17 protein-coding genes and 2 pseudogenes are annotated in these 21973 nt (G+C 34.0%); 6 read left to right on the forward strand and 13 right to left on the reverse strand.

The window, feature by feature from the left end:
- Positions 1–53: 53 nt before the first annotated feature.
- Positions 54–1460 carry an NCS2 family permease gene (locus tag CBF30_RS03005; protein ID WP_126822631.1) on the reverse strand — a complete coding sequence of 469 codons (1407 nt, stop codon included), beginning with the start codon at positions 1458–1460 and terminating at the stop codon, positions 54–56.
- Positions 1461–1665: 205 nt separating this feature from the next.
- On the opposite strand from CBF30_RS03005, the gene CBF30_RS03010 reads away from it, so the two are divergent.
- The 3 genes from CBF30_RS03010 to CBF30_RS03020 are packed head-to-tail and all read left to right on the forward strand — an operon-like array spanning position 1666 to position 4152.
- Positions 1666–2058 (forward strand): GntR family transcriptional regulator, encoded by a 393-nt coding sequence (locus tag CBF30_RS03010; RefSeq protein WP_126822633.1) that lies wholly within the window; start codon positions 1666–1668, stop codon positions 2056–2058.
- Positions 2045–2932, forward strand: a complete 888-nt coding sequence (locus CBF30_RS03015) for an ATP-binding cassette domain-containing protein (RefSeq protein WP_126822635.1) — start codon at positions 2045–2047, stop codon at positions 2930–2932. Before CBF30_RS03010 ends, CBF30_RS03015 begins: the two co-directional genes overlap by 14 nt.
- 11 nt (positions 2933–2943) lie before the next feature.
- Positions 2944–4152: a hypothetical protein gene (locus tag CBF30_RS03020; protein ID WP_126822638.1), complete on the forward strand. Its 1209-nt coding sequence runs from the start codon at positions 2944–2946 to the stop codon at positions 4150–4152.
- A gap of 126 nt (positions 4153–4278) precedes the next feature.
- On the opposite strand, the gene CBF30_RS03025 is transcribed toward CBF30_RS03020, so the two are convergent.
- On the reverse strand, positions 4279–4974 hold the full coding sequence (locus CBF30_RS03025) for a CPBP family intramembrane glutamic endopeptidase (protein ID WP_126822640.1): 696 nt from the start codon (positions 4972–4974) through the stop codon (positions 4279–4281).
- Positions 4975–5168: 194 nt separating this feature from the next.
- Here CBF30_RS03025 and CBF30_RS03030 point away from each other — a divergent pair, with 194 nt between their 5' ends.
- Positions 5169–5648, forward strand: a complete 480-nt coding sequence (locus CBF30_RS03030) for an ASCH domain-containing protein (protein WP_245974991.1) — start codon at positions 5169–5171, stop codon at positions 5646–5648.
- A 61-nt stretch (positions 5649–5709) separates the two neighbouring features.
- Here the strand turns inward: CBF30_RS03030 and CBF30_RS03035 are convergent, their stop codons facing one another.
- The 6 genes and pseudogenes from CBF30_RS03035 to CBF30_RS03065 form a co-directional block, all read right to left on the reverse strand.
- Complete coding sequence (locus CBF30_RS03035; protein WP_170168916.1) at positions 5710–8421, reverse strand: ATP-dependent DNA helicase; 2712 nt, start codon at positions 8419–8421, stop codon at positions 5710–5712.
- A 332-nt stretch (positions 8422–8753) separates the two neighbouring features.
- Positions 8754–8936: pseudogene (locus tag CBF30_RS03040) on the reverse strand (metal-sulfur cluster assembly factor); the annotation flags it as partial.
- A 145-nt stretch (positions 8937–9081) separates the two neighbouring features.
- Complete coding sequence (locus CBF30_RS03045) at positions 9082–10263, reverse strand: protein kinase family protein (protein WP_126822642.1); 1182 nt, start codon at positions 10261–10263, stop codon at positions 9082–9084.
- Positions 10264–10733: 470 nt separating this feature from the next.
- Entirely contained in the window at positions 10734–11747 is a 1014-nt protein-coding gene (locus CBF30_RS03055) for a hypothetical protein (protein ID WP_126822644.1), read from the reverse strand.
- 379 nt (positions 11748–12126) lie between these two features.
- Positions 12127–12306: pseudogene (locus CBF30_RS12120) on the reverse strand (tyrosine-type recombinase/integrase); the annotation flags it as partial.
- 169 nt (positions 12307–12475) lie between these two features.
- Positions 12476–12811, reverse strand: coding sequence for a metal-sulfur cluster assembly factor (locus CBF30_RS03065; RefSeq protein ID WP_126822647.1), 336 nt, complete (start codon positions 12809–12811; stop codon positions 12476–12478).
- 210 nt (positions 12812–13021) lie between these two features.
- On the opposite strand from CBF30_RS03065, the gene CBF30_RS03070 reads away from it, so the two are divergent.
- Positions 13022–14644, forward strand: a complete 1623-nt coding sequence (locus CBF30_RS03070) for a peptide ABC transporter substrate-binding protein (protein WP_170168917.1) — start codon at positions 13022–13024, stop codon at positions 14642–14644.
- A gap of 80 nt (positions 14645–14724) precedes the next feature.
- Here CBF30_RS03070 and lepB read toward each other — a convergent pair whose 3' ends face one another.
- The 4 genes from lepB to CBF30_RS03090 all read right to left on the reverse strand — a co-directional run bounded on the left by lepB (position 14725) and on the right by CBF30_RS03090 (position 19950).
- Positions 14725–15267: a signal peptidase I gene (gene lepB, locus CBF30_RS03075; RefSeq protein ID WP_126822650.1), complete on the reverse strand. Its 543-nt coding sequence runs from the start codon at positions 15265–15267 to the stop codon at positions 14725–14727.
- Between the two features lie 95 nt (positions 15268–15362).
- Positions 15363–17507 (reverse strand): DUF5057 domain-containing protein, encoded by a 2145-nt coding sequence (locus CBF30_RS03080; protein WP_126822652.1) that lies wholly within the window; start codon positions 17505–17507, stop codon positions 15363–15365.
- A 100-nt stretch (positions 17508–17607) separates the two neighbouring features.
- Positions 17608–19602 (reverse strand): transketolase, encoded by a 1995-nt coding sequence (gene tkt, locus CBF30_RS03085; protein ID WP_126822654.1) that lies wholly within the window; start codon positions 19600–19602, stop codon positions 17608–17610.
- A 105-nt stretch (positions 19603–19707) separates the two neighbouring features.
- Entirely contained in the window at positions 19708–19950 is a 243-nt protein-coding gene (locus CBF30_RS03090; protein WP_126822656.1) for a DUF896 family protein, read from the reverse strand.
- A gap of 139 nt (positions 19951–20089) precedes the next feature.
- Here CBF30_RS03090 and lexA point away from each other — a divergent pair, with 139 nt between their 5' ends.
- On the forward strand, positions 20090–20710 hold the full coding sequence (lexA, locus tag CBF30_RS03095; protein WP_126822658.1) for a transcriptional repressor LexA: 621 nt from the start codon (positions 20090–20092) through the stop codon (positions 20708–20710).
- A 51-nt stretch (positions 20711–20761) separates the two neighbouring features.
- Here lexA and CBF30_RS03100 read toward each other — a convergent pair whose 3' ends face one another.
- On the reverse strand, positions 20762–21943 hold the full coding sequence (locus tag CBF30_RS03100) for a pyridoxal phosphate-dependent aminotransferase (protein ID WP_126822660.1): 1182 nt from the start codon (positions 21941–21943) through the stop codon (positions 20762–20764).
- Between the last annotated feature and the right edge of the window lie 30 nt (positions 21944–21973).

A 21973-nucleotide genomic window follows, 5' to 3' on the forward strand; every position in this document is an offset into this window, starting at 1 on the left:
CGGGGTCTCTATGCTCCTATTTATTGCTTATTGGAATTACTTTCCCTTTTCTTCTACAAAATGGCTAAAATAACGAAATTTAAAATAAATAAGCCAGTTACGACCCAAAGGATTGGGGAAACATCCTTGCTCTTTCCTTTAATTACTTTGACCAGTACAAAGAAAATAAAACCAGCGGCTATACCATATGAAATACTATAGCAAATCCCCATAAAGATTGAGATGAAAAATGCTGGAACTGCTTCTTCTAAATTTGACCATTCAATTTCTTTAAACGAGGACAACATCATGATGCCGACTAAGATAAGTGCGGGCGCAGTTGCTTGTGCTGGGACAATACTAATAAAGGGAGCCAAGAAGCTGCTTAGTAAGAACAAGATGGCAACGACTACAGAAGTAAGACCCGTTCTTCCTCCTACGCCAATTCCAGCAGCACTTTCAACATATGTGGTTGTATTGGATGTTCCAAAAACAGCCCCAACTGAAGTCGCAATCGCATCTGCAAATAGAGCTTTATCCATTTTTGAACGCATGCCATGGCTATTTTCAAGAGCCAATTCATCTTCTTTACTAAAAATACCCGTTCTGCGACCTGTTCCGATGAAAGTACCGATTGTATCGAAGGTATCAGATAAACTAAATGCTAAAATGGTCATCAGCACCTGTGGAATTTTTGAACTGTCACTAAACAGTGATAAAAGGCCATTCGAACCAAAAGCGGCGCCAAATGTTGTGCCTAAATCTTTAAAAGATTGCCCCAAACTGCTGGAGGAATTACCAACTTGGCTCAAATCAACGACGCCCATTGGGATTCCGATAATTGTGGTCGCCAAAATCCCAATCAAAATACCGCCTCGAACATTTAAGATAACCAAAGTAGTCGTTAGAACCAATCCAATTACAGCAAGAATAATAGCAGGATTATTAAAATTTGCAAGTGCAGGAACAATACTATTTCCATTTACGGCACCATTTACTGGCTTGGCTTCAATTGTAAAACTTAATAAGCCAGCATTTTTTAGGCCCACATACGCAACAAATATGCCAATTCCTCCGCCAATCGCATGCTGTAAGGTTTCTGGAATTGAGCGAATAATTAACTTTCGAATGCTTGTAACTGTAATAAAAATATTAATTAATCCACATAAAAATACCATCGCGAGTGCTTCCTCAAAAGAATAGCCTAAGCCTTTGACAACAGTATAAGTAAAAAATGCATTCAAGCCCATACCCGGAGCTTGAGCATAGGGTACATTGGCAAAAAGTCCCATCACAAGAGTACCGATTACCGCCGCAATAATGGTAGCTAAGAAAACAGCTTGAAACGGCATTCCTGTTAGTGATAAAACAGCTGGATTGACAAATAAAATATAACTCATAGCAAAGAATGTTGTTACACCAGCAGTGATTTCAGTTCCAATATCCGTGTTATTCTCCTTTAATTTAAAAAACTTTTCCATAATAATCCCTTTCTTTTCTCAATGTTCTTAACGATTTCATCATTTCCGTCTTTATTATAGGTCAAGATTTTATTAAGCACAATGTAAAAGTGTATATTTTTCATTTTTATACGGATAACGTTCGTGTTTTAAGCGATGCGAAAAAACTTTACATCTCTATGTGTACTATGTATACTAGTACACATAGAGATAGGAGTCGATCAGCATGCAGATTAACAAACAAAGCAACAAGCCTTACTATGAACAAATTGTTTTCGGCATTAAGGAGGATATCTTAAAAGGAATCTTAATCCCAGGAGATAAAATACCCTCAGTTCGAGACATGGCGGCGTTACTTCTAACTAATCCTAATACGGTGAGTAAAGCATATAAGGAGTTGGAAGCGCAAGATGTTATTTTAACAGTGCGAGGAAGAGGAACGTTTGTTAAAGATAGCGCAACCTCCAGTCCCTCTAGTAAACAGATGGATAAAATAAAAACGAAACTACAAGAAGCAGTTGTGGAAGCCCTCTATTTCGAGGTTCCTTTGGAAGAAATACAGTCATGGGTGAAACAAACAATACAGGAATTTGGAGGGGAAATAAATGGAAATTATTGATTTATCTAAAAAAATTGAGGACAAAATAGTGTTGTCAAAAATAAATTTTACACTAGAAAAAGGCCAAATCGTTGGTCTGTTAGGACGAAATGGTACCGGAAAAACGACACTCTTTCGGACAATTACAGGAGAGTATTTACCAGATACGGGTACAATAAAGATTGCGAATCGCTCTTTAGAAGTAAATCGTATTCTGAAAGAAAAATATTTTTATTTGGATACACAGTATCATGCATTAAATCCGCTCACCCCCAAAAAAATCGCATCTTTTTACCAGGAACTCTATTCTTCTTTTGATTCAACTAAGTTTTTTGAGTTGCTAGATATTTATAAGCTGGATATAAATAGTAAATATAAACACCTTTCTAAAGGGACGCAAGGATTATTCAACATGATTTTAGCTTTTTCAACTAATGCCACCTATTATTTTTTTGACGAACCTTTTGATGGTCTTGACGTGCTTGTCAAAAAAAGTGTCATTCAATTGCTTTTAAAAGAAGCGAGCACAGGGGAAAAGTCAATTGTGATCTCTTCACACAACCTAGTGGAACTTGAAGCGCTGATTGACCGTGTGCTTATTTTAAAAGGAAATCAAATCATCAAGGATTACACACTTGATCAAACAAAAGAAAAAATGAAAAAAGTCCAAATGGTTTTCTCTCAGAAAAAAATCCCTGCTATCGTGAAAGAAAATTGTAAGATTGTTCAAGTTCAAGGTCGAGTAGTCATTGGCATTTTCCCAGAGATCACAGAGTATCTGCAAGAAAAAATTGATAACGAACATCCCGTTTTATTTGAAGAACTACCTTTAAATTTAGAAGACTTGTTTGTCACTGAATTAACAGAAGAACTTGATTATAAATTATTTGACTAGGAGTGAATAAATTGAAAAGAGAATTAGTGCGTGTAATTTTGAAAAAGTATTGGCCTTTATTGCTGTGTCTATTTATCTTGGGTGTAGGCACAAGTTTTATATCAGGAAAAAGTTCTGTTTCAACTTGGCAAGATACAATAGATTATCATAAGACGCCTGAGTATAAAAAAGAAGGTAAAAAAAGCTATAATGAGGGTAAAAAGATTGAAATAATAGAGAGTGAAAATACAAAAACAGGAGTCCCCTCTTTTATAAATAGTTATAAAGATTATAAAAATTTTGAAGAGTATGAAAAGAGCAGCATGCAGTTCTTCTTGGTTAAAAAAACGGCAAAAACTGCCAGCTCTTATACGCTTCAACACGGCAGCAATCCCCTCTATATGTTGCTTTGTCTAAGTTTTCTGTTTGCTTTCTTATTGCTTTCGTTTGACAATCAAAGTCAATTTAATCGACTGTTACTAAAAAGTAAATTCTCGCGATTAGAAATTCTTTTAACAAAATTGTTTGCGATAATGGGAACGGTCCTATTCACTTCTATAATCGGGAGTACGCTATTTTACTTAATTGTTGCCTATTCTGTTCCTGCCTTTTATTTTAATATTCCTTTAGCCATTCTGATTTGGAAAATTTGTTACACCTGTCTTTTCTGTCTTGTTTTTAGTGCATCAGGAATCCTAATGGCCTCGTTGGTTAATAAAGTAAGTTTGGGTATTGTCACTTCTATTGGGTTGGTGTTTTCGTTTACGCTCTTTACCGCAAGCATTGCAGACATTCTGGTTCTGTTTAACCCTAATTTCAGTGGCACTGCTCAGTCTTTTTGGAGATATACCTCTGTTCCTTATGAGGCTTTTACTTATCTACTCTATCGCAACAAAGTATTATTATTGTTGATACCATTTTTACTCCTGGTTATACTCTCTTTAGCTACATACTGGGTCTTTAAGCGTATTTCTTTAGAGCAACAAGATAACTATTTGACGCTGAAACAATTGAATGTCCCCGTTTATATAGTATTTGTCTTTTACACCACGTTTTCTCTAGGGGTCCAAGGCATCCCTTTTGGAGGGGCCATTCCAACGAATCTTTCGTTTCAAGCTGATTGGGTAGTTTACGGACTAAACATCGTCGGTGTCTTCCTTACTAGCTTACTTATTGGACATATGGTTTTATATAAAAAGTTCCCCTTGATTTCAAGATACTATTCATTTAAAAAAAAATAAATAAAGCGTAAAAAAAGAGCCTAGAACATCACTCTTAAGTGATGTTCTAGGCTCTAAGTATTCAATAAACAGAGGCAACAGATTAAATAAGCTGAAATTACCTACTTATTTCCCCCCTGTTTTTTACTAGATAAGAAATAACAAAGCATATGCTGCTAACATATTATTCAAGATATGAATCAAAATAGAATCTCGGATGTTGCGTCTTCTTATGTAGGCAAAAGCAAAAATTGCGCCCATTAGAAAATACAGTAAAAAGGAAGCGATACTGTCACTCAAATGCATTGAAGAAAATACAAGCCCTGACACTAAAATTGCCAACCATTTGAAGCGGTCTTTAAAGAATAAATTAATTAAAATCCCTCTAAACACTAATTCTTCTAAAATAGGCCCCACAAACATTAAAATGAGGACAAATAAAATAAAATACAAAGAACTCTTGTCTTTGGGGATAAAGCTAGCAATCGCAGTATCGTTTTTTGTTTGTCCAGAAATAAAAATAATCGATATAAGAGCAACAAGAATTCTCATAGCAAAAAATAACCCGATATCTTTCATAATATCTTTACTTGTCCACTGAACAGGCAAATCATAGGAAACTTTCTTGTAGAGAAGCCAAACTCCACAGAGTAAACCGGCTGTTCCTAAGAAAATGAAGGCTGGAACCAACAGATCTTGACTTGAACCCTTCTGCATATAACCTACAGTAAAACTAAGAGGCAATTGAATCAACAAAATTAATAATGCAATTAATACCACTTTTAGTGCAACTTCCCCAATCTTTGTCAAATAGCTTACAAACGTATTTTCATCTTTGTTCATCTTACTCCTCCGATATCTTTTTTTAACTTATTTAGTTGGGTAACAATCTGGCAGACAATTTCAATTTTAACATGGGAAATTTGGCGAAACAATACAAAATGCATCATGTGTTGGCAACCGATGACTTTTCACCCCGAGTAATTCATGCTAAACTTCAAATAAACAATCGTAAAAGTAGAAATGAGGTTACTAAATTGACTACAATCCAAAATTATTGGAAAACCTATGCCTCCACGCATCCCTCTGTTCAAGAGGAAATTCCAGATGCCTGGATGTTTGGCAATGGCTCAGAAAAAATGGGCAATGAGCTTGGGAAACTCGTCGTTGAAGGGATAAAAACGGCTACTTGCTCTGCGCACTTCTTATTCGAAATGGAGAAAGAACCGCTCCCAAAAATCGGTCAATATGACATTGTTTTATCTGGCAATCATCAACCTTTAGCAATTATTCAAACTACGTCAGTTGAAATCGTACCGATGAAAAACGTCTCAAAAGATTTTGCTTATGCCGAAGGTGAAGGAAATCGCAGTTATGACTACTGGTACCAAGAACACAAGCTATTTTTTACTGAACTGCTCAAAGAGTATGGTCGCGCCTTTACCCCCGATATCTTACTCGTCTGTCAACAATTTAAGGTTGTGGATGTATGGAATAAGTTCCATGTAAGAGGTTAGGAGATTCATTTTCTTTATGTATATTTATACATTGCGATAAGGTGGAAGGTATCAACTAAACCTACTTTAATTTTCTTTTCAAAATCGATTCATCTTTTCTACTCTCGTCTATCCTAATATGTTCTATTACTTTCTTTTCTGTTTCTGGAGTCCAATATATTTTTAAATTCTTTTTAGTCCTTGTAATAGCTGTATACAAAATATTATGCGTTATTAATTCGTCAATTTCGTCAGTTATTATTAATTTTACCGAATTAAATTCTAAGCCTTGAGCTTTATGAATAGAAATAGCATAAGCTATTTGGAATGGAACAACTGTATCATCACTATCATTATCATTATCACTCATATTTGGATACTTATAAACACTTAATCGAACTATTGAGCTATTTTGGGTTGATGAAATCAATTCCAAATCTAAATCTACAATATCAATCTCGTTAATTACCGTTTCTATTTCAATATCAAAAATAATTCCAGTATCTAATTTCTCAATATTAGAAATTTTACCTTTTAAATTATTGAACAGTACTGGAGAAAATCTTGATGTTTCATTAAATAGCACAGGGTCACCAATTTTATATGATACAACTCCCCAATTCACTAATTTATTAGGGTTATTGCTTTGCAGAAAACAATTAATATTATTTATTCCGTATAAACCATCATAATTTAAACACAAAATTATTTCATCTAAATCATCAGTTAAAAATACACTTTCATCTAGTCTAACAGAGTAATTATTCGCAGTTAGATATTCAATCAAATCATCTTCATTTTTTCTTACTTTTGTCCATAAGTTTAATAAAGGCTTATCTTTTGTTCTATAGGGTTCTGTCAATTCAAACACAGACGTTCTTGACACATTAGTCTTTGCCAATTTAAACCAGTTTCCAAAAGTAATTGATTCAATTTGATAAATATCACCTACAAGGATTAACAATTTAAAGTCTGCCTTTGATAAAATTTTAATCATATCAGAATTACTGACAGTACTACACTCGTCTATTATCAACAAATCACAATCTTGTTTCTCTTTGCTGTATAAATATTTTGCAATAGTTTTAAATTCACAATTAGGAGCAGAAACTTTCCTTTTCAGATTATCCACTGCCGGATTTGTATTAGCTAAAAGTAATTTTTTTTGAAGTCCAAAAAAATTACTAGCATGGTTAATCATTGTTGATTTCCCTGTACCTGCTGCACCATAAATTAAAGATACCTTAGAATTAGAAAACATCGTCTTCAAAATTTCCTTTTTATCCTTACAATCAATAATGTAGCTTCCTGTGTTTAGCCAAGATTCAACTGAGTTTTCATAATTCTCTATTCCTTCTTTCGAAATTTCTTTTAATTTCTCTAATATATTAATAACATCATCTTCAAAACCTTTGATATAGTAGTTTTTTCCAACATTGCCTATTTCTCTAGTTTCCCTTTGCTTCCAATATAGATTGGAATTATACTTCTCTATCAACAAATGGATATCTTCAAAAGATTCAAGTTCATCGATTGAAGTGTATAGTTTACCATTAGTTTGAGAATTGATTTGAATTTTTCTAGCTAATAGCTCATGTTCTCTACCATTTGTATCTATGCACCATAATAAATCATATATCTTAGGATTATGACCCAATAGTGAACTGACAAATGGCATTTCATCAAAAGGTATACATCCATATTCTACTCTCAAATTTGATAATCTTTCACAAGAATTTCCATACCTATTTTTTTGCAACTTCATAATTTTGTTATTGAAATGGTAGGATAGATATCTTAACACATTACAACCAGGACGATTATTAAGGATGATTTCTCTACATGTATCAAGTGTTTTAAATAAATAGACTTTTTTTGATTTGGAAGTCACATATTTTTTTACTTTTTCGTAACTACTCGTCTCTAATAAAAGAATATCTAATATATTAAATCTACTTTTTTTTATGAATTCCATTAACCTTCTGTATTCATTATGATTTGATTGAATTTGCGTGAAATTATTTAAAATTTGTGAAAAAACATTTAATTCGCATGGACGAATGGAAACTTCCCAGTTATTAATAATAAGAATTGGCATATGTTTACCATACATATTTACTGTGTCATGCTTAATTGATAATTTCACAGCATAATTTGATAGGATGTCTTGGTTAGTGAACGCAATATTTCTTTCAAATTTACTTGTTTTGTCATTTGCTTCCCTAAATGTAATTTCATAGTAAATTTCATTGTCAATAAAAAAAGGTTTTGTCTTCTGTATATAGTATCTATCCTCAGATATTTCAGAGACATATGTCATTTCTAATTTATCAACTATTTTTTCATAATAATCACTCAACTGATTATCTAAATTAACTGGAAACTTATCAATATTCGAAAGAACATTTAAATTAAAATCTGTTTTCAAATTTTTCTTTATTTTCAAAAGGTATTCATAATACTTTAACATTAAACGTTCAGAGTTTTCTTCACTCATAGTGTAATGTGAAACAGATTTTTGAAGCATTTGGTGGAATTTAGCTAAGAAATATAATTTAGAATTACCTTTGATAAAGTTTAATCCCTGGTTAATTTCATCGTACATATCCTCTGGAATACCACTTATGTCTCCACTAATCGAATTAACATAGTATTTAATTGATATATATTCTACAAAATTTCTTAATTGAGCCAATATATTTTGTGCTAAAAAACCTCTATTATCTTGATTTTTATCAATATTTTGGCATATGTTTGTATCAATAGCTGATATCTTCTCATCGATTTTTTTCATAGTTTATATAACCTTTCATTTAAAAAATAACATACAAACTCTCACTACTGATAAACAATTTTTTTATTTGGATTGAGTAGTTCAATAGAATGTAGCAAAAGTTCTTTTAAATTGGACATTTGCTTTTATATTAAGTATATATTTAATTATAAATAAAAAAAGAAAATGTCTATATACAAGAAAGTTTATCAATTTATAGTTATTACTGCTAGCAGTATTACTTTATTTAGTAATGGGTCTTTTCTATGATATTATTTAGATTTTTTCTTTGAATCGCTATATAGAAAATCACTATGAGTGATAAACATTATTAAATAAATACTATTCCCTACTTTCATCTTAAGTGCTATTCTTGCATATCTACTCATTCGATCTGTCGTCCATGCCGGATACCAAATAAATTTGACTTCTGGCACGTCACTTAAAGCTTCGTGGATTTGCTCTGTTAGTACATCTGCTAAGGGACAACCCGTTGTGGTTAGGGTCATTTTTGTTATATCAGTATTTCTATCGAATGTTCACGTTTGAATTCGCTCAATCCTAATGGATTTCAGATACCAGAATATTAATCTTTTTATTAAACTTCTTTAAGTGTCCCTCTGCTTCGAAAAACAACTGCATCTGTAAGAAAGTTTAATAAAGATTTTTGGATATTCAAACTTATTTACCCCAATCTATTTTCAAAAATATTTTTTTCAATTCCTCTAAAGTTTTTACTCTTTTAGATAAATCTGCATTCATACCAAAATAAATGAACTTCTCTACTTCTTTATTTTTATTACTATTCACATTCTTTCTTCCAGTCATTATATAAAAAATCACCTGAGTTAACGCATAAATCTCATGTTGAATAGTGTATTTATCCGCGCCCATAATTTTTAACTGTGGGTCATTCAAACTACCCTGAAATTCAGTATTTTGGCGAGTCAATGTACTATCAGATTCTTTAAGGTAGCCAAAATCACAGACTTTTAAGATAACGGTTTTGTCATCGTATTCCTTTACTAATATATTGCTCAGTGAAATATCTCTATGAAAAATCCTTTTAGAATGAATGTATTTAAAAGCATTAAATAATTGAGTAACCAACCTTTTTCTTTCAAATAATTGTAATTTTGTGTTGTTCGAATCAATATACTCTTTAAGAGTTTGTTTCACATATTCCATAATAAATTCATTCGCATCATCATTATATTTATAAACTTTCAAAACATATAAAGAATCCATATTTCTCATATTTTCAAACTCTTTTTTTAATCGTAGTAACTCAGTAGATGTTAGTTCTTTTCTTGCTCTTTTTAAAGCAAAAATTTGATTATAAAAAGTATCCTTAAATTTATAAACCATTGCATAAGAACCTGAATTGACCAATTTTAAAGAAGAGTATAAACGGTTATTCTCCTTTACAATTTCAATTTTCTTTTCAAAAAAAATAATTGGTTCATATTTAACTATGTTTAATAACTGATAATCTTCTGGAATAGGTGACCCACCAGAATTACTAAGATGTGGTTGAATAAATCGCATCGCCTCTACATAATCATCCATTATTTTAAAAGCATCATGTGTTTTAGATAAAGAATATTCAAACTCTTCATATTTCTCAATTAATGCTATCAATTCTCTACTAGGGTCTGCATTAAAATGATTATTATAATTTGCCTTTTTATTCAATAAAGAAAATAGAGAATTAAACTGATTTTGAAATACTGCGAAACAAAATCTTAGGCGGTCATCTGCTACATTTTCATATAACCGTTCTTCCGTTAATTGTCCAATTTCCTTATTAGAAAAGCTCATTAAAAATTTAACATTTTCATCTAGAATATAGTCTATATTCATAAGTTTCACTTCCAAACATCATTATCAATAATTATCTCTAACGTAGAGGGTGCCTATTCCTTTGGAACTTCATTTACTAACCAAACATCTAAAGACAAGTTTTTGTATGTCAGTTCGTTTTTGAAATAAATTTGAGCATTTTTTTCAAAGAGAGTTCCCTTACCACTTTAAATTTTACTTGATTGCTCCCTTGCTAATTGAATAAGTTCATCAAATATTATTATTTTTCTGTTTAAATAAGTATTCTATCTAATTATGACATTATGACAGTTTTTCCATAACTATCGGACAGTAAAAAAGCCAGCTATATCTTTTTCTTCTTAATACTGTTTGCTAGTGTAGTCGCTCCTAGAAATGCTAAGCTCCCTATAGCAGTTCCAACTACATGTCTTTTTTCCTTCAAACTACGCCGATGTTCCATACAAAATAAAGAGTTATCAGATGGAACTTCTTTATTACAATTCGGATATTTACAAGTCTTTATTTTCGATTTTTTCATTTTCAATTACGTCTACCCTTTCCTTGTTATAAGTTGCTAAAAGCACCTCAATATTTGCAGACATAGCATTGGTTAATTCCTGGATTCTTCCGTCATCCCCCATATGAGCATTATCTAATAACCACGCAACAGTTTTTCCATTTTCATTTTTATTCATCAATACTTGCTCAATAAATGAATGATAGTTCGTCATTGTTGCAAACAAAGCCTGTTTTTCTCCCAAAGCTGTATATGCAATCAAGTTTAATTGGACTGTAGAGTTTAAATAACCTAAAGAGGTTTGCAATAAATTATCAATTCTACGTGCATCTTTAGACTTTGTTTTTGAATCAATTAGAAGAGCTGAATCTTCGTGAATAGAAATCATTAGCTTACTAATTGTTTCATTAGCGATTTTGATAGCACTAATCAATAGCTCTCTTTTGTTTGATTCATTCTCTGAAGCTAATCCTTCAACAACTAATTGTCTAGCTGAGAAAAATCCAGCATACCTATCGTTATACTGTCCTTTCTCTACTCTTTGTATAATTTGATTTAATCCTTCAATTTGCTCTGAAATGGATGCTAACTGACCTTGGATTGCCGATAACTCTGGTAAAACACCCAAATCTTTTATAATCCTCTTGTCAAGAGTAACAAAACTTTTATTTTTCCCACTTAAATTATCCTTAATGACAGCGTAAGTTTCACCTGTTTCTTTTCTTATACCAAACGACCATTCTCCTGAATTTATCTTGTCTTTTGCAAAATTAGATATCCTAGCTACATATTCTGTTTCTTTCTGATTAGACAATTTTTCAATCAAACTTATTTGTGAAATATTTGAAAATAAACTATCTTTAATTTTTGCCGTTATCGATTTTGAAGCTATTTTTTGCAATGGCAATAATGAATAAGATGAAAAATCATAATTGTATAAGTTTTTATCGGTAACATTTACTAATAACGATGTTTCTTTAGGTAAATCAATTTCGAAATCTTCCAACTCGTAGCCTCCATTACTAAATTACTAAATCACTAAATTATTATATTCATTATATCATTAAAGAGTCAAAATGAGTATATAGTACAGTTTTAAAAAATAAAAAACATTTAAATTTTAGGGTTAAAGCAGATATTGAATAAGAATTTAGTTATAGTAATATACCACCTGTTCAGATTAAAAAGTATTTTCTAAAAGTTGGTAGATATGAGATTTCTTCAAATTGTAATTGTTTGATTATAATTATCAACAATAGTATGAAATACTGTCAATTATTTACTGAAGATATTGATTTCCATACGGAATATGCAATCAACTATTATGAAATTCTTAGCAAATTTTCCTAAAAGTAACTAAACACCAGAATATTCCATCAGCACCGAAATTGCCGAATGCTTTTTGGTATCACGTCTTCAATAAAGTATATATGCTCTTTTTTCAAAAATTCAAAGAACAGTTTCAAAAACTTCTGACGCTTCTTTATCGTTTTTTGTGAGATTCCTTTGGCTTTTTCGTTTAATAACATTTCTTCTAGTAGTTCCTCTAACCTGAAATTTTGCAAAACAAAAACTCTTTTATCAACTTTTTCTAAAAGCTAATAAAAGAGTTTCAACTTGTTATCTCATTCTGTCTGGTATCCATATCGGAAACACCCTCATTTAGTGTAGATACCCGATGTCCAATTCTACATACTAAATGCGGCAGAAATCCTGTTAAATCAACACGAATCCTTAACGAATCCCTAATGCAATTCTTGCATAACGGCTCATTCGATCTGTCGTCCATGCCGGGTACCAAACAAGTTTAACTTCTGGCTCCACGACTTCTGGCACGTCACTTAAAGCTTCGTGGATTTGCTCTGTCAATACATCTGCTAAGGGACAACCCATTGTGGTTAGGGTCATCTTGATGGTGCATTTTCCAGCTTCATCTAATTCTACTTCGTATATTAAACCTAGATTTACAATGTCAATGCCCAGTTCAGGATCGATGACAGTTTCTAGTGCAGTTAGGATTTTTTCTTTGGTTGCTTCGACGGCTTGGTTCATCTCGTTTTCTTCGGACATAATACTTCTCTCCTTAAAATTATTCTGAATTAATAGTAGCGTTTCTTGAGAGATTTGTAAACTATAACTCTTCTTTCTCATAAAATCATTATAAAGTTACCAATCAGCATATGTTATATTTTGAGCGTTTATAATCCGTTTTCATCTTAAAAAATGACAAAAGCTCTTTTTTATGTTATTTTTTATTACATAGAAAAGGGGTTGGAAAATATGAAAAGAAAAGACGTTTGGCTGATGGGAGTACTACTAGTAGGAATCTTGTTCATAGGTGGTTGCTCAACAACAACCAAAAAAAATGATTCCTCCACTAGTAAAACAACCAAAACGCAATTAGTTGTGACAACGGGGTCAGAAATTTCTTCTATGGATACTTCTGGTACCACCGATTTGGTTAGTTATACGGCCATGAATAACGTTTTTGAAGGGTTATTTACACTCGATAAAAATGGAAAAACCGCACTCGGTGTAGCAGCAAGTCAGCCTAAGGTCAGCTCAGATGGAAAGATTTATACATTTAAGTTAAATACAAGAGCCAAATGGTCAAATGGAACGCCTGTGACTGCGCAAGATTTTGTCTTTGCTTGGCAAAAGTTGATCAATCCCTCAACTGCTAGTAGTGCAAGCTATATGTTTACAATGTTTAAAAATGCAGAACAAATTATTAACGGGAAACTACCTGTTGAAGAGTTAGGGGTTGTCGCAGTTGATGACCATACGTTAAAAGTCGAATTGGAAACTCCGACACCGTATCTAGTCAACTTGTTAACACTTCCTTGTTTTGCGCCACAAAATAAAGCATATGTTACCTCACAAAAAGATCAATATGGGAATGATCAGAGTCATTTGATCTATAATGGACCATTTGTCCTTTCAAATTGGAAACAAGGAGATACAACCTGGACTTATAAGAAAAATCCAGCTTATTGGGATAAAAAGAATGTCAAACTTTCTTCAGTCAAGGTGAATGTGTTAAAAGATTCTTCGACTGAGATGAATCTATATGAAAGCGAACAAATTGACTATGCCTCTTTGTCTGGTGATTTTATTAGTCAATATCAATCCGACAAAAATTACCATAGTGTAAATGAGGCTGCATCTATTTATATCCCCATAAATCAAACAGTTAAAGGACTTGATAATGTTCATATCAGAAAGGCAATGTCCTATATAATCAATAAAGAAGCCTACGTAAAAAACGTTATGAAAAACAGCGCCAAAGCCCTCACAGGGTATGTTCCAGCGAATATGGCAGCAAACCCTAAAACAGGAGAAGACTTCCGTAAAGAGTCGGGGAAACTTTCTTATTACGACAAAAAGCAAGCGTTGAGTGAATGGAAACAAGGTCTAAAAGAAGCGGGTCTTACTTCTCTTGAGCTCAATCTTTCGGTAAAAGATTCTGAAGAAACCAAAAAACTAGCTGAGTTCCTGCAATCAGAGCTACAAAACTTACCCGGTATGAAAGTAACTATTAGTACTCTGCCACTGAAAAGTTTATTGGAAAGTATTTCAAGTAAGAACTATCAGATTGCTGTAAGTAGTTGGTATGCAGATTTTACGGATCCAATCAACTTTTTGGAACGTCTCGATGGGAAATTTACGTATCAAAATGAAACGGTGAATCAATTATTAACAGCCTCTAAAACCACAGATGTCTTGGACAAGGACAAACGTTGGCAAGACTTGATCAAAGCAGAACAAATTGCTATTGGACAAGATATGGCGCTGATTCCACTTTACCAACCTGCTCGTACTTATTTATTGCGCCCCTATGTCAAAGATCTGGTGATCCCAGTATTTGGTCCAGACAGTTACAAATATGTGAGTTTAAACTAAATGAATTAGTTTGCAGACAAAAGAAAAAACAGCTAGAGCCTCTTTCTAGCTGTTTTTCTTTGCTTAAGTTTTCTGGATAATTAATCAATAGTGCCGAATTTGCTGATTGGCCAAATGCTAAAGCGAACATCCCCTAAAATTTTTGATTCAGAGATAAATCCGATGTAGCGGCTATCTTTGGAGATTTGACGGTTGTCCCCCAAAACAAAGAGCTGGCCCTCGGGTACTTTTGTCACATTTAATTTGTTCTCTAAAGTGAAATCATCGGTTAATTTTGCTCCGTTAGCTAATTTAGCTTTATACTCATTTAAATAAGGTTCGCTATATTTTTTCCCATTGATGTACAGCGTGTCATCTTTATATTCAATCGTATCTCCTGGAAGACCAATTACTCGCTTGATATAGTCTCTCCCTGCTTCATCTGGTGCAGGAAATGTGACAATATCAAATCGTTTAATTTTAACATTTTTTAATGCGATTACTCGTTCGCCGTCTACAAGAGTTGGTTTCATAGAATCTCCTGAAACAACTACCGGTGAAAAAACAAATGCTCTAAGCCCCCACAAAACGGCGATAAGTCCAACAAACCATATTACATTTTTTATTAGTTCTTTTTGTTTCAATCTGTTTCCTCCTAAAATAATGCCTACATCAATATTCTAGCACAAAATAGACAAAAAACGAAAAAATCCTCTTAATCTAACGATATTTTTATTTTTTATTTTAAAAAATTTAACTTTTCATTCTTCTGCCAGCTATAATTTGCTGGATACTGGACAGATGATATCTTAGGCTGAAGAGAAATGGTCAAGAAGAAATGACTGGTAGAGGTAAAGTCAAGTTTGGCAACTTTGTCTTTTTGGATGAAAGGTTGATTATCTGAAAATGATTTGGTGGAAATCCGCATTTCCTTGAAAATGTAATATTCTGGAATAATTGTTTCGACTCTTAGATTTTGTCTTCCTTTTTTTAGAAAAAGTGTATAAACGCTCCCTTGACTAGAAGGGTGGGACAGATAGGATGGAAAAGAAAATGAGTAATGCTCAGAAATGGTCGAAAGAGTAAAATTTGTTCCGACCAGATTAGCAAAAGCATAGCCATTTTTAGGTAAAGCTAAATCTTGATGAGGATTTTCAATCGTTTGACGAAGAGAAATCGAGATTTTTTTCTTATAAAAATAGGTAATGTTATGATGTGCGGCAATCTTATTCAGGGTAACACTCGTATTTTCATTAGCTACAATACTTGGTTGGTTATCTATTTGATATCCCGTAATTTGGTAGTTAGAAATGGTTGGGACTCTCTCTTTGTATGAGCCATTTCTAATAATTTCTCGTGTAGTATCATTTTTGATCGTTCTCCCCTCTTGATCCAAGTACTTTTCGGTAATCTGAAAAGAGTTGAGAATTTCTTTTAATTGGACATGCTTAACCGTACTGATATTGTGTGCTCTGTCGACTGCTACTACGTGTAACCATTTATTTTCATCTTTTAGACCATTTATACCGGAAATTTCAATTATTCGAGAGTCCTCGGGTTCAACTTTTTTTGTGAGGTTGGTTACCTCACCGTACTCATTTTTTTTGACAATTGGCATAGTAGACTCTTTTTCATCCCACATATAGATATATCCTTGGATGTCACTGATGATCTCTTCGGAAACAATATCGGATTTTAACTTTCCTTGGTTTTTAGTACTTGCTTCTACGTACCATTGGTAATTTTTCCCTTTATCTTTAGCGTTCATTTCAAGCGTGAGATTGGCTAAGTTTCCGCTTTTCACTTTAACAGTGGGACTTTCAGGAGACGTAGTATCTTTTACCGTGTAGTCACTTGCTTCACTATCTAAAGTGACCTGCGCCAAATTGTAAAGTGTATTAGCCAAGATTTTACGCTCATCGACAGTAGAGGCGCCGTTACTATGTCCGGTTTGAATCATGCCGAGATTATCTTTGGTAATTAAATAGTGATTATTGGTTCCATATTGATTTTGAACGATAAAACCAGTAGAATTTTCTGATACAGTTTTAAACGGTGGCAAAAATTCCATCCATCTAACGGCTGTTGAAGATAACTGTGCGCCAGAATGGGCTAGTGGGATAGTTAGTTGTTGATCATTGCTTAGTTCAAAAGGATATTTTACTAAATAGCCATTATTGATAATCTTAACTTTTGTACTTCCCAACCTAAGTTCTTTATTAAATGGATTATTCGTTCCGGTATTGTATACATAAATACCTAATTTCGCAGCAAAATTTTTGAAATTCGCCTTATTTGATGTCACAGTATCATGCCCAAATAAAACTCCTCGACCACTGGTGATGTAGTGAGTGAGACTGTTTACACTATTACTCGTTAAATCTAGTCCGTTGTTCGAGTCCCATGAGCCGAACATGATAACATCATATTGAAAATTTCCTTGACTATCTTTGAGGTAAGCATCAGGGTTCCGATTGAAATTACTCAATGCAATAGGTGTTACCTGAATGAGATTTTGATTTTGATTATCTTTTAATCCCAGAGCATCCATCCAACTTTTTAGTGTATTGGATCTGGCAGTATTTGGATAGACATTTAAGACACGAATGGCTTTTCCATAGTTTGTAGACTTTGCAGCCCAATTTTTTCCGTCTTCAGATTGATAAAGAGTATAGCCGCCACTTGAAAGATTGCTGATTTTTTCCCAATTCAATCTAGCGTAGTTTTTCTTTACCGAATAATCCCACGAATTTTCAGCAGTCAATCGAAACTGTCCAGATGATACAACGATTGAGGCATCTGCTTTTTTAAAGAATAAAATTGAAAAAAACAAACAAGTTAATAAAACTAAAAACAATCGTTTATTGAAATTTTGTTTAAACATAGTTTACACCCTCTTCCACATATTAAACTCATTTTATAATAAACGGATGATTTTATCAATAAAAAACTGAGAACTCATTTGAGAACTCAGCTTTTATTTATTATAACTGATTAAATGTTGCAACTACGTTTTCGACAGTAAAACCATAATTTTCAATAACGGTTGAGCCTGGAGCACTTGCCCCAAAAGTATCTATCCCGATTATAGCGCCATCTAATCCTACGTAGCGTTCCCAACCAAATGTTGCCCCCATTTCAATGGCAACTCTTTTTCTAATAGCACTTGGTAAGACACTCTCTTTGTAAGCAGCATCTTGGGCTTCAAAAAGATTCATACTAGGCATAGAAACCACAGAAACATCGATATTTGCTTGGGCTAGTTGTTTTTGAGCTTCAATCGCTAATGCAACTTCTGAACCTGTTGCAATCAAAATTCCTTCTGGTTGCGTTCCATGTTGTGGGGAAAGGACGTATGCTCCTTTTTCTACTTGCGTTGAAGCAAGTTCTTTTGTTTGAGGTAAAACAGGTAAATTCTGTCTAGTTAGTACAAGCACTGTTGGGTGATCTTTTGACTTTACAGCAAGTTTCCATGCAGCCACTACTTCGTTTCCATCAGCAGGACGAAGCACAGAAACATTTGGAATACCTCTCAAGCTAGATAGTTGTTCCACAGGTTCATGTGTGGGGCCATCTTCTCCAACTGCAATTGAATCATGCGTGAGGACGTAAGTAACAGGTGCTTTTTGGATTGCAGCCAATCTTAGAGCAGCCCGGAAGTAATCCACAAAGACAAAGAATGTCCCACCATAGACCTTCGTTCCTCCATGTAAAGCAATCCCGTTCATCGCAGCCGCCATTCCAAATTCACGTACACCAAACCAAATATTGCGCCCGGCATAACTTTCTGGCTGAAAGTCCTCTTCTTGAGCCACCATTGTGTTATTTGAAGAAGAAAGATCTGCGGAGCCACCCCAAAATGAAGGAATTGATTTTGATAACGCTTGAATGGTTTCCTTACTGGTGATTCTGCTAGCACTACTTTCGCCTTCATTATAGACGGGTAAATTTTTGCTCCAGTCTTTTGGCAATTCTTCTTTGAATGACTCTGTAAATTGTTGGGCTAAGTCAGGATACTGTTTGCTGTAAGCTGCAAACAATGTGTTCCATTTTTCTTCTGCTTGAGCTCCTTTATCTTGAATTTCTTTTTTGAAGCGTTGCGCCACTTCTTCAGGAACTGTAAAGTCAGGATATTTCCAGGCATAGGCTCTTTTAGCGATTTCTACCCCTTCAGAACCAAGTGGTGCTCCGTGGACTTTATTAGTCCCTTCATTAGGTGCACCAAAGCCAATCACAGTTTTGACTTCAATAAGAGTCGGTTGAGTGGTATTGGCTTTTGCTTGCTCAATTGCTTGAGAAATTTCTTCAAGATTATTGCCATCTTTTACCAAAATGTGTTGCCAACCTGAGGCAATAAAACGTGCACCAACATTTTCATTGAATGATTTATCTAATGGACCATCAAGAGAGATATCGTTTGAATCATATAAGACCACTAACTTGTTTAATTTTAAATGCCCCGCTAGACTAATGGCTTCTTGAGAAATTCCTTCCATCAAATCCCCATCTCCACAAAGAGCATAGGTGTAGTGATCGACAATTTCAAAGTCAGGCTTGTTATATGTTGCACCTAGGTGGGCTTCTGCCATTGCAAAACCAACACTCATTGCAATTCCTTGTCCGAGTGGTCCTGTAGTTGCTTCAACCCCGTCTGTATGGTGAACCTCTGGATGACCAGGCGTCTTACTTTCCCACTGACGGAAAGCTTTTAAGTCTTCTATTCCAACTTTGTATCCAGCTAAATGGAGCAAGCTATATAGCATAGCCGAACCGTGTCCAGCAGACAAAATAAAGCGATCTCTGTCCACCCAATTTCTAGATGTTGTTGGGTTAATTTTTAGATGTTTTGTCCAAAGTGCGTATGCCATTGGCGCTGCACCAAGAGGTAATCCGGGATGTCCAGAATTTGCTTTTTGGACTGCATCTAAGCTAAGCGTGCGGATAGTATTTACTGCTAGTTGGTCTGTTTTATCAAACAAAATAATCGTCCTCCCTTTTAGGTAATTTTTACCTTAATTATATTTTACTTGTAATAGGTTACAATTGCAACCGTTTTAATCGAGAATTCAACTCATCTTAAAAGATTATTTACGTCCATGTAACCCTTTTTCTTTTTGAATCTGTTTTAATTTTTCTGGTGTAACATCTTTTCCCTCAGGATCAACAATTTTGGCTCCCTCAATATGATTACGCATGCCTCTTCTAAATTCTGACAGATATTCTGCTCGCAACTCTTTTTGTTCTTTTTGTTCAGATAAGGTTAGACTCTCTTCCTTTGATTTTTTGGATAATTCGTTAATGCGAGCAATTTTTTCTTTAGATAACATAATTGTCCTCCAGCTTTTTCTTTTTATAGTAGCGTATCTTTCTATTTTTTTCAACTAAATAAAATGCGAACATTTGTTTGAATTCGCTTCATTTGTATGGTACAATTTCGTTAATAGAGAAATTGTGAGGTGCAAAGTGATGGTCAAACCGCAAGAATCCAGACAAATAGAAGTTTTAAGATATATTCATGAAGAAGTAGAAAAAAGAGGCTATCCGCCCACTGTTAGAGAAATTGGCTTAGCTGTTAACCTTTCTTCTACATCTACTGTTCATGGGCATTTATCTCGTTTAGAGAAAAAAGGCCTTATTCAAAGAGATCCGACAAAACCAAGAGCAATCGAGCTTACCGCACAAGGGTTAGAACTAATTGGAGTCAAATCTGAACTCATCCCGATGCTTGGGACTGTAACGGCTGGTGAGCCTATTTTAGCAGTGGAAGAAGCTTCCGATTTTTTTCCATTGCCACCGCATTTAAAATATGAAGAAAACTCTTTATTTATGCTGACAATCCGTGGTGAAAGTATGATTAATGCCGGAATTTTAGACGGAGATTACGTGATTGTGAGGAAGCAGTCTAGTGCTTCTAATGGAGAGATTGTGATTGCGATGACCGATGAGGATGAAGCAACTTGTAAACGTTTCTTTAAAGAAAACAACCGCATTCGCTTGCAGCCAGAAAACGATACGATGGAACCGATCATTTTGACTTCTGTTTCGATTTTAGGTAAAGTTGTTGGGCTTTATCGTAGTCATCTATAAACTTAGAAAAAATGAAATCACTCTCTTGTGATAAGAGGATGATTTCATTTTTTATTGTGCTGGATGTGCTTTCATGTAGTTGCTAAGGCGTTCCATGGCTTTTTCTAAGTTTTCCATACTAGCAGCATAGCTAACACGAACGTATCCTTCCGCTTCTGGTCCAAAAGCAATTCCAGGTATTAGAGCCAATGCTTGTTTTTGAGCTAAATCGACACAAAATTCCATTGAATTTTGATTAAAGCCTTTTGGAATTTTTCCAAATATATAAAATGCCCCATTTGGACGAGCAATTGAAAAGCCTAGGTCGTTCATTTTTTGATAAACATAGTCGCGCCTTATTTGATATTCAGCTCTCATCTCAAGACCATCATCTATCCCTTGTGTCAAAGCTTTCACTGCTGCTTTTTGTGAAACAGTTGAGGCTGCAGTGACCAAATATTGGTGAACTTTCATTAGTTCTTTAATGAACGCCTCATTTGATAAAATAAAGCCTAATCTCCAGCCAGTCATCGCGTGTGATTTGGATAAGCCATTAATCAAAATGGTTTGTTCAGGAATAAATTCTGCAATTGAGACATGGTCTCCACCGTAAGTTAGTTCACTATATATTTCATCGCTTATCACAAAAATGTCATATTTTTTCAAACTTTCAGCAATTTTCTGGACTTCTTCCCTCGTATAAGTGACACCCGTTGGATTACTTGGATAATTCAAGATAATCGCTTTTACCTCGTCCCCATGCTCTACCATTGCTTGATCAATCATTTCTGGTGTTAGCACAAAATCATTTTTTGATGTATCAATATATATTGGTTTGGCATTTGCCAAAGTAATGATGGGTTCATAACCTGGATAAATCGGAGCAGGCATCAAAACTTTATCCCCTGCCTCTAAAATAGACAATAACGAAGCGGAGATTGCCTCTGTTGCCCCAATTGTAACTAGAATTTCACTTTCGGGTTTGTAATGTAAGCCATATTTTTTTGCGAAAAATTCACTAGCAGCTACCCGAACATCCATTAATCCTGACATCCCGCTATAGTGCGAATAATTTTCCTCAATGGCCTGAATACCAGCTTGTTTTACATGTTCAGGGGTATTAAAATCTGGTTCTCCTAGGGTTAATTTGATAATGCCATCAATATTTGTAACTTGCTCATCAAACTTCCGAATAAGTGAGACAGAAATTTGATCGACTTGGCGATTGAACTTTTGTGAAAGCGTATGTTTCATATACTTCCCCTCCTTGATGATTTCTATATT

Origin of the sequence: Vagococcus entomophilus (assembly GCF_003987595.1) — a bacterium.
Lineage (GTDB): Bacteria > Bacillota > Bacilli > Lactobacillales > Vagococcaceae > Vagococcus_E > Vagococcus_E entomophilus.

Bases quoted from the DNA above. Each gene is read 5' to 3' on its own strand.
- CBF30_RS03080 (WP_126822652.1), bottom strand. From the start codon at position 17,507: ATGTTTAAACAAAATTTCAATAAACGATTGTTTTTAGTTTTATTAACT.
- lexA (WP_126822658.1), top strand. From the start codon at position 20,090: ATGGTCAAACCGCAAGAATCCAGACAAATAGAAGTTTTAAGATATATT.
- CBF30_RS03015 (WP_126822635.1), top strand. From the start codon at position 2,045: ATGGAAATTATTGATTTATCTAAAAAAATTGAGGACAAAATAGTGTTG.
- CBF30_RS03070 (WP_170168917.1), top strand. From the start codon at position 13,022: ATGAAAAGAAAAGACGTTTGGCTGATGGGAGTACTACTAGTAGGAATC.
- CBF30_RS03100 (WP_126822660.1), bottom strand. From the start codon at position 21,943: ATGAAACATACGCTTTCACAAAAGTTCAATCGCCAAGTCGATCAAATT.
- CBF30_RS03090 (WP_126822656.1), bottom strand. From the start codon at position 19,950: ATGTTATCTAAAGAAAAAATTGCTCGCATTAACGAATTATCCAAAAAA.
- CBF30_RS03005 (WP_126822631.1), bottom strand. From the start codon at position 1,460: ATGGAAAAGTTTTTTAAATTAAAGGAGAATAACACGGATATTGGAACT.
- CBF30_RS03025 (WP_126822640.1), bottom strand. From the start codon at position 4,974: ATGAACAAAGATGAAAATACGTTTGTAAGCTATTTGACAAAGATTGGG.
- CBF30_RS03065 (WP_126822647.1), bottom strand. From the start codon at position 12,811: ATGTCCGAAGAAAACGAGATGAACCAAGCCGTCGAAGCAACCAAAGAA.
- CBF30_RS03035 (WP_170168916.1), bottom strand. From the start codon at position 8,421: ATGAAAAAAATCGATGAGAAGATATCAGCTATTGATACAAACATATGC.
- CBF30_RS03010 (WP_126822633.1), top strand. From the start codon at position 1,666: ATGCAGATTAACAAACAAAGCAACAAGCCTTACTATGAACAAATTGTT.
- CBF30_RS03045 (WP_126822642.1), bottom strand. From the start codon at position 10,263: ATGAATATAGACTATATTCTAGATGAAAATGTTAAATTTTTAATGAGC.